Origin of the sequence: Duganella sp. 3397 (genome assembly GCF_031456625.1) — a bacterium.
GTDB classification, from domain to species: Bacteria; Pseudomonadota; Gammaproteobacteria; order Burkholderiales; family Burkholderiaceae_D; genus Rugamonas; species Rugamonas phyllosphaerae.
Genome location: NZ_JAVDVB010000001.1, coordinates 315,908 through 331,427, shown reverse-complemented (window position 1 = coordinate 331,427; position 15,520 = coordinate 315,908). Strand labels below are relative to the sequence as shown.

The 15,520-nt window shown below is 61.2% G+C and carries 10 protein-coding genes; 2 read left to right on the top strand and 8 right to left on the bottom strand.

All coding sequences use genetic code 11. The features are described 5' to 3' along the window. Positions 1–170: 170 nt before the first annotated feature. The 7 genes from J2X54_RS01395 to J2X54_RS01365 all read right to left on the bottom strand — a co-directional run bounded on the left by J2X54_RS01395 (position 171) and on the right by J2X54_RS01365 (position 8,100). Complete coding sequence (locus J2X54_RS01395; protein ID WP_056142647.1) at positions 171–932, bottom strand: TSUP family transporter; 762 nt, start codon at positions 930–932, stop codon at positions 171–173. Positions 933–1,165: 233 nt separating this feature from the next. Next, a complete protein-coding gene (locus J2X54_RS01390; protein ID WP_310176934.1) occupies positions 1,166–3,241 on the bottom strand; it encodes a 3-hydroxybutyrate oligomer hydrolase family protein in 2,076 nt (691 codons plus the stop codon). A gap of 138 nt (positions 3,242–3,379) precedes the next feature. Beyond that, on the bottom strand, positions 3,380–4,363 hold the full coding sequence (locus J2X54_RS01385) for a branched-chain amino acid ABC transporter permease (RefSeq protein WP_310176933.1): 984 nt from the start codon (positions 4,361–4,363) through the stop codon (positions 3,380–3,382). A gap of 10 nt (positions 4,364–4,373) precedes the next feature. After that, a complete protein-coding gene (locus J2X54_RS01380; protein WP_310176931.1) occupies positions 4,374–5,258 on the bottom strand; it encodes a branched-chain amino acid ABC transporter permease in 885 nt (294 codons plus the stop codon). Positions 5,259–5,371: 113 nt separating this feature from the next. After that, entirely contained in the window at positions 5,372–6,568 is a 1,197-nt protein-coding gene (locus J2X54_RS01375) for an ABC transporter substrate-binding protein (protein WP_070249662.1), read from the bottom strand. A 33-nt stretch (positions 6,569–6,601) separates the two neighbouring features. Then, positions 6,602–7,309 carry an ABC transporter ATP-binding protein gene (locus tag J2X54_RS01370; protein ID WP_070249661.1) on the bottom strand — a complete coding sequence of 236 codons (708 nt, stop codon included), beginning with the start codon at positions 7,307–7,309 and terminating at the stop codon, positions 6,602–6,604. Further along, positions 7,309–8,100 (bottom strand): ABC transporter ATP-binding protein, encoded by a 792-nt coding sequence (locus J2X54_RS01365; RefSeq protein WP_310176925.1) that lies wholly within the window; start codon positions 8,098–8,100, stop codon positions 7,309–7,311. Before J2X54_RS01365 ends, J2X54_RS01370 begins: the two co-directional genes overlap by 1 nt. A gap of 489 nt (positions 8,101–8,589) precedes the next feature. On the opposite strand from J2X54_RS01365, the gene J2X54_RS01360 reads away from it, so the two are divergent. After that, positions 8,590–10,554, top strand: a complete 1,965-nt coding sequence (locus J2X54_RS01360) for a diguanylate cyclase domain-containing protein (protein ID WP_310176921.1) — start codon at positions 8,590–8,592, stop codon at positions 10,552–10,554. 382 nt (positions 10,555–10,936) lie between these two features. Beyond that, positions 10,937–11,623: a 5'-methylthioadenosine/adenosylhomocysteine nucleosidase gene (locus tag J2X54_RS01355; RefSeq protein ID WP_070249658.1), complete on the top strand. Its 687-nt coding sequence runs from the start codon at positions 10,937–10,939 to the stop codon at positions 11,621–11,623. A 113-nt stretch (positions 11,624–11,736) separates the two neighbouring features. On the opposite strand, the gene putA is transcribed toward J2X54_RS01355, so the two are convergent. After that, positions 11,737–15,387 (bottom strand): trifunctional transcriptional regulator/proline dehydrogenase/L-glutamate gamma-semialdehyde dehydrogenase, encoded by a 3,651-nt coding sequence (gene putA, locus J2X54_RS01350; RefSeq protein ID WP_310176917.1) that lies wholly within the window; start codon positions 15,385–15,387, stop codon positions 11,737–11,739. Positions 15,388–15,520: the final 133 nt, after the last annotated feature.

The following is a 15,520-nucleotide window of genomic DNA, read 5'->3' as shown; positions in this document are numbered from 1 at the left end:
AGCGGAGGGAGTAAGGTCAAATTATAGAGTCTTTTTGCAGCTGCGACTTTTTTAGGCAAAAATATTCTGCTTTTGTTCCACGTGAAACAATGAAAAAGAGCGCTGGTCTGTCGATCAGCGCCCTTCTTTTTTACTACGGTTTTGGTTCCACGTGAAACATCACGTCATGTTTACCATCTGAGGTAGGCGTCGTAACCGGTCTTGGCGATCAACACCGACACCACGATCAGGAACAATTTGCGCACAAAGCCACTGCCGTGTTTCATCGCCAAGCCGGTGCCAATCACCGAACCGGCGATCTGGCACACCGCCATCATCAAGCCAAGTTGCCACAGCAAGTGCCCGCTGTAACCAAACCACACCAGGGCGGCAAAGTTACAGGCGACGTTGACAATCTTGCTGACGGCGGACGCGCTGAGGAAGTCAAAGCCGAAGACACGCACAAACAGGAACACCAAAAAGCTGCCGGTGCCCGGGCCGAAGAAGCCATCATAAAAGCCGATGGCTGAACCGATGATCAGCGCCAGCGTTTGCTCCTTGCGGCCCGTGTGGAGCGGCGCGTGTACCGAGCCCAGGTCTTTCTTGGCAAAGGTATAGATCGCCACCAGCAGCAGTACCACCGGCAAGGCAGTGCGCAGAAAGTCTGGCGATACCTTGGTTACCGTATAGGCGCCAAGGAAGGAGAAGATCAGTGCCGCAAACGCTGCCGGCGCAGCCACGGTCCACGCTACCGCAACCCGCCGCGCGTAACTGACTGCCGCCACGCTGGTGCCGAAGATCGACGCCAGCTTATTGGTGCCGATCAAGGTGGCCGGCGCGGTGTTGGGGAACACCGAGAAAATCGCCGGCATCTGGATCAGCCCGCCCCCGCCCACCACCGCATCGACCAGTCCTGCGCCAAATGCGGCCACACCCAAAATCAAGTAATCCACTACTGCCGCCGTCTGTCCATTGATCAAGGCTGTATTGTACGGAACAACCGGTCCCAAGCTTGATGCCGAGATGGCATGGCCCCGGTGAGGGAAGCAAAGACGCAACAGGCAGGCAGCGCCAGCGCTATCACAATCGGCCGCCTGCGCTACTTGCAGGCGATGCCGATTCGGCATAGATGACTACGCCAATGAGGTAAAAAGCGGCAGCAGGAATCGCTGCCGCCTCGTCCGATTTACTGCGGCACATCCACCGTCGCAGCGCTCACCGTGATCGCGTTGGCCGGCGCCGGTGCACCCACGAACGGCGGCAAGTTCGCCTCCGTCAGCGGCACGGTGTTGTCAGGCCGCGTCGTGGTGCGTACCACCTGCGACGGCGGCAGCTGCGCATTGCTGCGCAAGTGCGCCATCATCGCGTCGAGCGCGCGGAACAGGTACACGTTGAGCGGGATCACGTATTGCGGCAGCGGCGTGGTGAGCACATCGAAATGGTTGCCGTTGGTAACTTCGATGTAGCGCAGCTTGCTCGACGAACCTTCCGCTGCGGCGTTCAACCCCAGGTAAGCGCGCGACGTAAAATTCACCACCATCAGGGTGTCGCTGCGGCCGTGAACGATGATTGCCGGCTTGCCGTTCAACTTGCCATTTGCAACCACCTCGGCTGCGCCCTGGCGTACCCGTCGGCTCTGCTCGGCCAAGGCGCCGGTCAACGCATTGCCATTGACCGGGTCGATGCCGGTGGCCAGCGCGCGCAGGCACAGGAAACCGTCGAGCGACTGATCGGCCAGGTTGGTGCTGGGCGAGACACCGAGCGCATACGACCGCGCGCCACCGGCCGAGTCCTCGTAGATCGGCGTGCCGATGATGCCGTTCTGGGTGGCGAAGCTGGCCGCCTTTTGCGCCGGCGTGAAGACGGCAGGCAAGCCCGCCGCATCGACCGGGGCGAAGGTAAAGCCGCACACCTTGTCGGTGGGGGCGAAGCGGCCGTAGGCAAAGCTGTAGGTGACAGCGACCAGCACATTGGTCGGCGAGTACGTCGCCTGCAAAGGATCGGACTCCGGCAGCCAGCCATAGGCACGCAGCCGCGCCCGTGCATCGAGCTGCTGCGCCGCCAGGTCGGCGCCGGCCAGCAAGCCCTTGGCGGCCAGCGCCGTGCAGCGCGCGGCCGTGGCTGCGGTGGCGGCGATGCACGGCTGGTATAACGCGGCATAAGTGGAATAGTCGATCAGCAGCTTGCCCTGCCCTGTCACCGGCGCGCCGTTCTGCCGTACCGAATAGCTGGTGGCGTCCTTGGGCTGGATCTGCGGCTCACTCACCGCCAGGCCGGTGATCAGGCCCTTGCGATCCTGCTCGGCCGCCAGCAGCGCCGCCGCGGCGCCGTTGGAAATGCTCGAGCCGATGGTGATGGTGTTGCGCGGCGTGAAGCGCACGCGGCGGCCCTTGCCATCCTTGCTCACTTCGCCGTACTTTTCGTTGAGCGCATAAAACGCGAACTCCACCGATTGCAACACGTGCATGCCCCAGTCCTTTTCAGGATTCTGTTGCGAGTGCGCGTGCTTGGAGGCGATGCGGCCCGGGTAGGCGGCAGCAAACGCGGCGCGTTCGGCGTCCGAGATGGACGGCGAGAAATTGGCGTTGATGCCGGCCGTGGCGCGCGGCGCACGCACGCCATTGCGCAGGTTCACGCTGTCGTCCTCGAACGTGTACAGGCCGGTACCGGTGCCCTTGTCGGTATAGGCCACCGCGCATTTGTGCTTCAAGCCCCACTCGCCCGAGGTGGCGATGGCGCCGTACACGCCGCGCGAGCCGCTTGAGGCGCCGGTGATGATGCAAGGATTGGTGACATCAAAACTGTCCGGTATCTGCACCATCACCGTGACGTTCTGCTTGCCGCTGCCGTCGTCGGCATAGGCGATATACTCGGTACCGGCAATCTTGCCCTCGCCCGCGGTCGGTACGCCGTTGATATCCACATTGGGGCCATACAGGCGGCCGTAGCCGGCGGTGGGATTGACGTCGGCAATCGCCCGGTAATTGAAATAGATGGCGTTGCGGCGCAGCTCGGCCGGGGTGGGACTGAGCGGGTCGGCGTAACCGGGCGCCGGCGCGGCGGCGCTCAAGCCCGAGGTGCCCAGGCCGCCGGTGAGCAAGTCGTCGGCGACGCCATCGTAGGTGGCGACGGTGATATCGCGCAGGTAGCGCGGCGCTTCATTCGGTTCACCGTGATCGTGGTGACCGTGCGAGCCGCAGCCAGCCAGGGCCATGGTGGCGACGGCTGCGGAGACGGCCGTCACAAGTGTCGTGGTTTTCATGTTCATCCTCCAGGTTAGTCAATAACGGACGGAAAGGCTCTCTCCAGCCCCTGCTGCCAGAACTTAACCCGCCCGAATAGAAAACGCCGGGCAGATCGCCCGGCGTATGTGCTGCATCATGTTTCAGTCAAATGACGATCATGTCGTCTTGATGACCGGCTTCTTTCGGGTCCAGGCAAGGAACTCGCCGATGATGCCGCGCCGGAACGCCAGCACGCAAATGATGAAGATCAGCCCCACCACCATGTTCACTGCCTCGCCGATCGTGGTGAACCATTCGATGCCACTGACCGACGACAGGTAGATGCCCCAGTCGCCCAGCTTGTTCTCGAGCATGATGATGATCAGCGCGCCAAGGATGGGGCCGGCCAGGGTGCCCATGCCGCCCACCAGGGTCATCAGCACTACCAGGCCAGACATGGTCCAGTGGACGTCGGTCAGGGTTTCGAAACCCTGCACCAGCACCTTGAGGCCACCGGCCAGGCCGGCCAGCGCGGCCGACAGCACAAAGGCCAGCAACTTGTACTTGTCCACGTCGTAGCCGAGCGAGACCGCGCGCGGCTCGTTTTCCTTGATCGCCATCAGCACCTGGCCGAACGGCGAGTGCACCGTGCGCACGATCAGGGCAAACGCGCCGACCGCCAGCGCCAGCACGAAGAAGTACAGCGTGAGATCGCTGCCGAGATCGATCATGCCGAGCAAGCTGCCACGTGGAACGCCCTGCAAGCCATCCTCGCCGCCGGTAAAGCCGCCGGCGCGCAAGGCGACAAAGAACACCATCTGCGCCAGCGCCAGCGTGATCATGGAAAAGTAAATGCCCTGGCGCCGAATTGCCAGGCCGCCCATCACCAGGCCCAGGCCGGCGCCGGTGAGCAGGCCCATCGCCAGGCTCAGCTCGACCGGCCAGCCCCACACCTTAAGAGCGTTGCCCACCACATAGCCGGCGCCGCCAAAGAACGCCGCGTGGCCGAACGACAGCAAGCCGGTAAAGCCGATCAGCAGGTTGAAGGCGCAGGCAAACAGCGCAAAGCACAGCAGCTTGGCCAGGAATACCGGGTAGCCGATAAACGGCGCCGCCAGCGCGACGGCTAAGGCCAGGGAATATCCGAGTTTCTTGTTCATGAAGGACCTCTTATTTTTCTTTGCCAAACAAGCCGGCGGGACGCAGCAGCAGCACCACGATCATCACCAGGAACACAACCGTCGAGGAAAACTCCGGGTACAGCACCTTGGTCAGGCCCTCGATCACGCCGAGCCCAAGGCCGGTCAAAATCGAACCCATGATCGAGCCCATGCCACCGATCACCACAACGGCGAACACGACGATAATCAGGTTCTGACCCATCAGGGGCTGGACCTGGATGATCGGCGCCGCCAGCACCCCGGCAAAGCCCGCCAAAGCGACACCGAAGCCGTAGGTGAGCGTGACCATCAGCGGCACATTGACACCGAACGCTTCGACCAGCTTGGGGTTTTCAGTGCCGGCGCGCAGGTACGAACCGAGCTTGGTCTTTTCGATCACGTACCAGGTGGCCAGGCACACCACCACGGAGGCGACCACCACCCAGGCGCGGTAGTGCGGCATGACCATGAAGCCGAGGTCGCTGGCGCCAGCGAGCGCATCGGGCGTCTGGAACGGCTGGCCCGAGACGCCGTAGAACGAACGGAACAGGCCTTCGACCAGCAAGGTGATGCCAAAGGTGAGCAGCAGGCCGTACAGGTGGTCGAGCTTGTAGAGCCAGCGCAGCATGGTTTTTTCCACGATCACGCCGAACGCGCCCACCACCAGGGGCGCCAGCAACAACATCCACCAGTAGCTGAGGCCAAAATAGGTCATCCCCATCCAGGCCACGAAGGCGCCCATCATGTACAGGGCGCCATGGGAAAAATTGATCACGTTGAGCAGGCCGAAGATCACCGCCAGGCCCAGCGACAGCATCGCGTAGAACGAACCGTTGACGAGTCCCAGCATTAGCTGGCTCAACCAGACGGTCAAGGGGTAGCCGAATATTTCCATGAGATCACTAACTTAAAATCGCCTGCTGCATGGGTATCGCACCAGGCGGGGGTCGGGAGGGAGGGTAAAAAAACCGGGGGACCTGGCGGCCTGCCCCGGCAGTACTCGTTACATCATTTCCACAGACTGCACTTGGTTTCCGCCTTGGTGGCGTAGGCCTGGTCGCCAGGAATGGTGGCCACCACCTTGTAGTAGTCCCACGGATATTTCGATTCAGACGGTTTTTTTACTTCCATCAAATACATATCGTGGACCATGCGCCCGTCCGGACGGATGACGCCGTTCTTGGCGAACATGTCGTTGACCTTGTTGGCCTTGAGCCAGGCCATGACCTTGTCGGCATCGTCGGTACCGGTGGCCTTGACCGCTTTCAGGTACTGGGCGGCAGCAGAATAATCGGCCGCCTGCAGCATCGACGGTGATTTCTTCATCTTGGCAAAATATTTCTTGGACCAGGCCCGGGTATCGTCGTTCTGGTCCCAGTACCAGCCGTCGGTCAGGTACATGCCCTGGGTGAGGTTGAGCCCGAGCGAATGGACGTCGTTGATGAAGATCAGCAGGCCGGCCAGCTTCATTTTCTTGGTAATGCCGAACTCGTTGGCAGCCTTGATGGCGTTGATGGCGTCGCCGCCAGCGTTGGCCAGTCCCAGGATTTGCGCCCCCGACGCTTGCGCCTGCAGCAGGAACGACGAAAAGTCCGACGCCGACAGCGGGTGTTTAACGGCGCCCATCACCTTGCCGCCAGCCGATTTCACCACGTCGGCCGTGTCTTTTTCCAGCGACTGGCCGAAGGCGTAATCGGCGGTCAGGAAGTACCAGTTCTTGCCGCCCTGCTTGACGATGGCGCCACCCGTGCCGCGCGCCAGGGCAATGGTGTCGTAGGCGTAGTGCACGGTGTACGGCGTACACTCTTCGTTGGTGAGCCGGGCCGAGCCGGCGCCGATCGAAATAAACACTTTTTTCTTTTCCGCCGCCACCTTGGCCATGGCCAGGCTGGCGCCGGAATTGGTGCCGCCGATGAGCATGTCCACGCCCTGCTGGTCGAACCATTCGCGCGCCTTGGAGGCGGCAATGTCAGCCTTGTTCTGGTGGTCGGCCGAAATGAATTCGACCTTCTTGCCGGCGACGACCGCGCCAGCATCGGCGATCGCCATCTTGATCGCTTCGGCGCCGCCGGCGCCGTCGATGTCGGTGTAGAGGCCGGACATGTCGGTGATCATGCCGATCTTGATGGTGTCGCCTGAAATTTGCGCCTGCGCGCCATAGGACAGGCATAGCGCACAGGCGCCAATCATTGCTTTGCGTTTCATGGTGTCTCCCGAGGTAGTTCGAACAAAAATGCGCTACACGCCGAGAAGCTCCGTCAACACTGGCATCTTGGCGCTGAGTTCGGATGCAACAAAGGTCTCGACGATCTGACCGTGTTCCATCACATAGAACCGGTCCGCCAGGGGCGCGGCAAACCGGAAATTCTGTTCCACCATGACGATGGTGTAACCGTTGGCCTTGAGGGTCTTGATCATGCGCGCCAGGCCTTGCACGATCACGGGCGCCAGCCCTTCCGAGATTTCATCGAGCAGCAGCAGCCGGGCGCCGGTGCGCAGGATGCGCGCCACGGCCAGCATTTGCTGCTCGCCACCCGAGAGCCGGGTGCCCTGGCTATGCTTGCGTTCTTCGAGGTTGGGAAACATGGCGTAGATATCGGCCACCGACATGCCCTGCTTGCCGCCAGCGAGTTGCGGCGGCAACAGCAGGTTTTCCTCGGTGGAGAGCGACGCGAAAATGCCGCGCTCCTCGGGGCAATAGCCGATGCCCAGGTGGGCGATCTGGTGGGTGGGCAGGCCGATCGCCTCCGATCCATTGACCTTGATCGAACCCTTGCGCGCGCCGGTCAGGCCCATGATGGCGCGCAGAGTGGTGGTGCGGCCGGCGCCGTTACGGCCGAGCAAGGTGACCACCTCGCCCGGCTGTACGCGCAGATTGACGTTGTGCAGGATGTGCGATTCGCCGTACCAGGTTTGCAGGTTGCTGATGTCGAGCGCGGCTGTCATCAGTGCGCTCCTTCGAGTTCCTGCGCATGGGCCCCTTCGGCGCCAGCCTCGGTGCCCATATACGCTTCCATTACCTGCGGGTTGCGCGACACGTCGGCGTACGTGCCTTCGGCCAGCATGCAGCCACGCTGCAGCACCGAGATGCGGTCGCAGATGCCGGCCACCACTTTCATATTGTGTTCGACCATCAGGATGGTGCGCCCGGTGGAGACTTTTTTGATCAGCTCGGTAACCCGGTGCACGTCTTCGTGGCCCATGCCCTGGGTGGGTTCGTCGAGCAGCATCAGCGCCGGTTCCATGGCCAGGGTGGTGGCAATTTCCAGCGCGCGCTTGCGGCCGTAAGGCATGTCGACCGTAATGGTGTCGGCGAAACTGGCCAGGTCCACCTCGGCCAGCAGCGCCATGGCACGGTCGTTGAGGGCGTCGAGCTTGCGTTCGCTCTGCCAGAAATGGAAGCTGGTGCCGAGCTGGCGCTGCAAGCCGATGCGCACGTTTTGCAGCACCGTCAGGTGCGGAAACACGGCGGAAATCTGGAACGAACGGATCACGCCCATGCGCGCAATGTGCGCCGGCTTGGCCGCCGTGATGTCCTTGTCGTTGAACAGGATGCGGCCGGACGTGGGGACCAAAAACTTGGTGAGCAGATTAAAACAGGTGGTTTTGCCGGCGCCGTTGGGGCCGATGAGAGCGTGGATGTGGCCACGCTGTACGCGAAGATTGACGTCGCAAACGGCTTTGAAGCCGCGAAATTCCTTGGTCAAATTCTGTGTTTCTAGAATAAAGCCTGACATCCTGTCTCCTTGTATTTTTATGCAAGGTACTGCCTTTTTTTCAGATCATACACAGTAACAAAATGGTCAACAATACGGTATAAATACGAGGATTGTTTGATCTGGATCTAGTCAGACACCCTTATGCTGATTGGGTTTCTTGATGAGCACGGCTGTTTTTCCACGCGAATCGGTATGGAAAAAAGAGAATGACTGGAGGGTGTTTTGCGCTGTGGATAACCTTATGGATATCCACAGGTGTGAATTGTGTGTAAACAAAAATTTTCTGGGGACGCCATTTTTTATCCAAAAACAGTGCCTGTCCGCATACACAGTTTACGCGCCCGGTTCTACAGCGCGTAAACGCCTGATTTTAATCCAGAATAAGGACTTATCCACAGAAAAGTGTCCACGTAAACAACTACTACTATTCTTTATATACATCTTTAGAGTAAACCACAGCAGCGCCAGCGTTATACTCGGCTGGCCATCCACCGCCTTGGAGACCGATTGTCATCCTTGCCTGCCCAACCGCGCTCGCCTGCTTACCTGCGCTTTCGCCGTCGCTTGCTCACTGGCCTGTGTTTAACGGCTGCGCTCGCTATCACGGTGGTCATCGCCCAGGTTCGCACGTCCTATGTCGAACGTGAGCAGGCCATGCGAAGCCAGACCGATCACTACGCGAAAGCGATGGAAGCGTATGTGTTGCACGCGCTGCAATCGGTGGACCTGGCCATGATCGGTTTTGCCAATGCCATCAAGGTGCTGCCCAACGCGCAAAATGGCGCTGCCGTTTCCGAGTTGTTGTCCGCTCGCGCAGCCAATTTCAACGCCGATTACTGGCTTTCTTTCCTCGATACCAAGGGCAACGTGATTGCCACCTCGCTCGATATCGACATCGAGGGCCACAACTATGCCGAGCGCGACTACTTCAAGGCCCATCTCGACAACCGCTACGGCAACCGCCCGTTCATCGGTGCGCCGGTGATCGGCAAATACACGGGCGCCAAGCTGTTTTTTGTCAGCCGCCGCGCGGAAAATGCCAAGGGCGAATTCATCGGGGTACTGCTGGCGCCGCTCGACGTGCGGCGTTATGTGGCACTGTTCGACAATTCGCGATTTACCGCCGATATGTCGATCACCCTGCTCTACCGCGACGGCCGGGTGATTGCCCGCTCGCCGCTGTTCGAGCAATCGTTCGGACGCGACCTGTCTGGCGGCGAACTGTTCCGGCAACTGCGCAACGGCAATTCAGGTACCTATAAAGCCGTCGGCATCGTTGACGGCTTGCACCGTATTTACAGTTACCGCGTGTTCGAGCAGTTGCCGCTGATAATGCTGGTCGGAAGCAGCGACGCCGATGCGGTACGCCAGCGCGACCGCAGCTACCTGGTGGCCGGCGCCGGCCTGGTTTGCCTGTTGTTCCTGATGACGGCCGGTGGAATATTCTCGCTGCGCACCCATGCACGCCAGGAAGCACGCGAGTTGCGCATCCGCGCACTGCTGGTCGAGAGCCGCGAGATGGAGCAAAAGCTGCGCGCCAACGAAGAATCGATGAAATTGTCGGCGCTGCTGTTCCACAATCTCGGCGAAGCGATGATGGTGACCGACGCCGGTGGCCGCATCCTCACCGTCAATCCGGCGTTTTCTATACTGAGCGGCTATACCGAGCAGCAAGTGATCGGCCGCCGCAGCTATGAGTTGACCGCCGGTCGCGAAGGGGTCGAATTTTTTGCGAAGATGGCAAAAACCATTCGCGACACGGGCCAGTGGGACGGTGAAGTGTGGCACCGGCACCAGGACGGCACCGAGTACCTGGCAAAAATCCGGTTCGACACCGTCCACGACGACTTCGGCCACCCGTTCCGTTACGTTGTGCTGCTCAGCGATGTGACCGAAAAAAAGGCATCGGAAGAACGGATCTGGCGCCAGGCCAACTTCGATACCCTGACCGGGCTGCCCAACCGGCGCATGTTCCACGAGCGCTTGCGCCAGGAAATGAAAAAATCGGACCGCGCCAGGCTGCCGATGGCGATATTGTTCGTCGATCTCGACCACTTCAAGGAGGTCAACGACACCATGGGCCACGACAAGGGCGACCTGCTGCTCAAACAAGTGGCAGAACGGCTGACCGCATCGATGCGCGGCACCGACGTGGTGGCCAGGCTTGGCGGCGACGAGTTCATCGCCCTGCTAGGCGAGCTGCGCAATCCGCCGGACGTGACCCGCACGGCAAAAGAAATCCTCAAACAGATGAGAACGCCGTTCGACCTGGACGGTGACGGCCAGCAGATTGCCAACATTTCCAGCAGCATCGGCATCGCCTTGTACCCGCAAGACGGCAAAGATATCGAAACACTCATGAAAAACGCCGACCAGGCCATGTACGGGGCCAAGGAAAACGGTAAAAACCGCTACCAGTACTACGCTTCTGTGGATAACGTTCTGGATATCCACAAGGATCGATGTGAGTAAGCACCGATTCGATCCACCACCGCCATTTTATGCAGAAATTGTCCTGCAACTGGTACAGCGCTTATGCGCCTGCTTGTAAAAGTTGTAAACAGCTGATTCGTAAACGTATACAGAACTTATCCACAGCTTTGAACGCGTTTACTACTACTATTATTTTATATAAATTCTTTGTAAACAACGTAAACAGCAAAAGCCACGGCAACGCCAAAAAACCGCAAAAACCACCCCAAACCGGGTAAACCACGCGCCTGCTCATGGTCTGAAGTCCGTTCTGCACGTAAAAAACGCCTTAAAATCGACCGTTTTGAACGCTGCGCTGTGGACAAGGGCGTGGCAATCCACAGGCAACACGCCTGTACACCTCCAAAAACAGGGAAAAAACATGCGTCTTGGCATCATTAGTGCGCTGGCCGAAGAACAGCAGGGGCTGCTGGAAGCCCTTGAGAGCCCCGTCACGCGCGTTCACGGCATGCGTGAGTACACGGCAGGGACACTGTGGGAAATCGACGCTGTGTGCGTCCTGTCGCGAATTGGCAAGGTTGCCGCTGCCATGACAGCGGCGATCCTTGTGGAAAAGTTTGGAGTTACCCACATCGTCTTCACCGGCGTTGCCGGCAGCGGCGATGCGCAGGTGAATGTGGGCGATATCGTGGTGGCTGACAGCCTGGTTCAGCACGACATGGATGCGTCGCCGCTGTTTCCCCGTTTCGAGGTGCCATTGACGGGCCTGACGCGCTTTGCCACCGACGTGGCCCTGACCGAGCGTTTGGCGGCAGCGGCTGCCAAAACCACGCGCGTGCATCGTGGCCTGATTGCCAGCGGCGACCAGTTCATCGGTCGCCTGCAACAGATCACCGCGCTGAAAACCGCCCTGCCCGACTTGCTGGCAGTGGAGATGGAAGGCGCTGCAGTGGCGCAAGTGTGTTTCGAGCTGGGCATCCCGTTCGCCGTGATCCGCACCATTTCCGACAATGCCAACGACGAGGCGGCCGTCGATTTCCTGCATTTCATTCAAACGGTGGCGTCGCGCTATGCCCACGAAGTGATCGAGAACTTCTGTAAAAATTGATTGGACGGAAGTTGCAGGCAAACCGTCATACCCGTGCAGGCCGGTATCCAGGTTATGCAAGCAAAAAAAAGGCCGGCAAACGCCGGCCCCAAGGGTCTACAACAGGTTCCGGACTACACCGACAGCGTCATCAGGCTGGCATTGCCACCTGCCGCCGTGGTATTGACGCACAGGGCCCGCTCAGCGAGCAAACGCCACAGGGGGATACCATCCTCGGCAGTGGTATCGATCAGGCTCGCCAGGGCCCCTTCCCGGGCCGCCAAACGCATATGCAGGCTCGCCGCCAGCTGCGATTCCACGAGGGCCACCTGGAATGGACCGTCGACGCTGTCGCCGGCGCGGACTATGCGGTCTTTCACTGCCGCCGGCAGGTCGGTTGGCAACAGGCTTGCCGCCTCAGGCATCACCAGCGCCGTGTTACCGGTGGCCAGCACCGCTGCCAGTTGATTGAGCAGCGCCGGCTGGGTACTGGCTGCGCACAGCACTGACCCGCGCGGCAGCAGCGCCAGGGTATTGCGCTCGCCGGTAGGACCGGGCAGCGTGCTCAGGGTGCCCAGCAGGCTGGTGCGGCTGTATTGCTCGATAAGTGCCGCCAGGCGCTGCTGGCCGTGCAGGTTGGCCCAGGCGGTCAAGGCATCGAGCGCTGGCGTTGGCTGGCGCTGGTGGGTGGTGGTCGCCACCGCGTTGCGCTGCAGGCGTTTCAGGTACAGCGGGCCGCCAGCCTTGGGACCGGTGCCCGATTTGCCTTCGCCGCCGAACGGCTGCACTCCGACCACGGCGCCGACGATGTTGCGATTGACATAAATATTGCCGACATGGGCGTTGGCCGTGATGAAATCGATGGTTTCATCGATGCGCGAATGCACGCCCAGGGTCAGACCGAAGCCGGACGCGTTGATTTGCTCGACGAGTTTCGGCAGGTCGGCGCGGCGGTAGCGGATCACGTGCAAGACCGGGCCGAACACTTCGTGCGTGAGTTCGGCCAGCGAGCGGATTTCCAGCACCGTCGGCGGCACGAAGGTGCCTGCCGTGATCACGTGCGACGGCAAGTCGAGCGAGAAGTAGTTGACCGCCGTGCTTTTCAGTTTGTTGATGTGCGCCAGCAGGTTCGCTTGCGCCTCGGCGTCGATCACCGGTCCGATATCGGTGACCAGGCGGTCCGGGCTGCCGACCTTGAGCTCCTGCATCGCGCCCTTGAGCATGTGGATGGTTTTCTCGGCAATATCTTCCTGCAGGAAGAGCACCCGCAGCGCCGAGCAGCGCTGGCCAGCGCTGTCGAATGCCGACGAAATCGCATCCTGCACCACTTGCTCGGGCAAGGCCGACGAATCGACGATCATGGCATTCTGGCCGCCGGTCTCGGCGATCAGCGGAATGTCGCAGTGTTCAGCAGCGGCGCGCTTGGCCAGCGTGCGGTTGATCAACTGCGCCACCTCGGTCGAGCCGGTAAAGATCACACCTTTTACGCGCGCGTCGGCAGTCAATGCCGCGCCCACCACTTCGCCGCGGCCCGGCAAAAATTGCAGCGCGGCGCGCGGGATGCCCGCTTCGTGCAGCAACTCCACCGCGCGGAACGCAATCAGCGGGGTCTGCTCTGCTGGCTTGGCCAGCACCACGTTGCCGGCGGCCAGCGAGGCGGCGACCTGGCCGGTGAAAATCGCCAGCGGAAAGTTCCACGGGCTGATGCAGGTGACCGGGCCCAGCGCCAGCAAATTGGTGGCGCCAGCCACTTCAGCCGCGTAGTAACGCAGGAAGTCGACCGCTTCGCGCAGTTCGGCTATCGCGTTCGGCAAGGACTTGCCGGCTTCGCGGATGGCCAGGGTCATCAGTTCCATGGCGTTCGCTTCGAATAGCTCGGCGGCGCGATTGAGCGCAGCCGCGCGCATGGCCGGCTCGGTGGTTTGCCAGTCCATGGCGAAATGGCTGGCGCCGATCAGCGCCGATTCCACGTCGGCAGCGGTCGCTTCCACCAGCTGGCCCACCACATCCGTGCGCTGGGCCGGGTTGGTGATGTTCTGAATCGGCTGGCCGGCAGAGACGCCACCGGCCAAGAGCGGCATCGCGTGCCAGCTGCGCGGGGTTGCGAGCGCGGCGGCGATCTCGCGCAGCACATCTTCGTTGGCCAGGTCGAAACCGGCGGAGTTTTGACGCTCGGCGCCGAACATGGCCAGCGGCAAAGCAATTGCCGGGTGCGGCAAGCCACCCTGTTCGCGCGCCTGGGCGACCGGATCCTTGATCAGGGCCTCGACGGGAATCGCCTCATCGACGATCTGGCTGACGAACGACGAGTTGGCGCCGTTTTCCAGCAGGCGCCGCACCAGGTAAGCGAGCAGGGTTTCGTGGGTGCCCACCGGCGCGTAGATGCGGCACGGCTTGTCGAGATTGTCCTTGCCGACCACCTGGTCGTACAGCGACTCGCCCATGCCGTGCAGGCACTGGAATTCGTAGTCGGTCACGCCGTCGCGCTTGGCCCAGGTATAGATGGTGGACAGTGTTTGCGCGTTGTGGGTGGCAAACTGCGGGTAGATCACGTCGGTGGCGGCCAGCAGGCGCTGGGCGCATGCCAGGTACGACACGTCGGTGTACACCTTGCGCGTATAGACCGGGTAGCCGGGCATGCCATCGACCTGGGCGCGCTTGATTTCCGCATCCCAGTACGCCCCTTTGACCAGCCGCACCATGAATTTGCGGCCGCTGCGGTGGGCCAGGTCCACCAGGTAGTCGATCACGAACGGGCAGCGTTTTTGATACGCCTGCACCACGAAGCCGATGCCCTCGAAGCCGGCCAGCGCCGGATCGTGGGCCAGCGCTTCCATCAGGTCCAGCGACAGTTCCAGGCGATCGGCCTCTTCCGCATCGATATTGAGGCCGATGTCGTATTGCTTGGCCAGCAGCACCAGTGCGCGCACGCGCGGCAGCAGTTCGGCCAGCACGCGGTCGCGCTGGGCGCGGCTGTAGCGCGGGTGCAGCGCCGACAGTTTGACCGAAATGCCGGGGCCGTTGCGGATGCCGCGCCCGTTCGAGGCCTTGCCGATCGCGTGGATGGCGGTCTCGTACGAGGCGTAGTAATTCTTGGCGTCCTGCTCGGTCAGCGCCGCCTCGCCCAGCATGTCGTACGAATAGCGGTAGCCGCGCGCCTCGTTGGGCTGGCCATTCTTGATCGCCTCGCCGATGGTCTGACCGGTAACAAACTGGTTGCCCAGCATGCGCATGGCCAGATCGACGCCTTTACGGATCAACGGTTCGCCGCCTTTCGAGATCAGCTTGGTCAGGGCCGAGCCGAGGCCGGTTTCGCTGTTGGTCGAGACCAGCTTGCCGGTGATGAGCAAACCCCAGGTGGCCGCGTTGACGAACAGCGACGGCGACTCGCCGAGATGCTTGCGCCAGTCGCCCTTGCTGATTTTGTCGGCAATCAGGCGGTCGGCGGTGGCATTGTCGGGAATACGCAACAGCGCTTCAGCCAGGCACATCAGCGCCACCCCCTCTTCCGACGACAGCGAAAACTCGTGCATCAGGGCATCGACGCCGGACGCGCGGGTGCGCTGCTGGCGCACCGCGCTGACCAGTTTATGGGCCAGCTGGCGCGCTTGTTCTACGCTGGCGCCGTCGTGGTTGGCGACCTGGCCGAGCAGCCACTGCACGGCAGTGATTTCATCGCGCCGGTAGGCTGCCGTCACTGCGGCGCGCAGGGGAATCGGGTCGCGCAGAATCTCCGCCTGGAGCGCTGCGAAAGGGGTGAAAACGGTCGGTTCTGCTGCGTGCATGAAAATACTTTCAAGTATGAATGAACGCAGTCCACTTACAAAAACACGCCCTGCAAGCGGGTAGCTTGAGGGCGTGAAGATGGTTGATTCTGGGTATCGAATCGGTGAACTGCTGATGATTCGATTGTAAAGT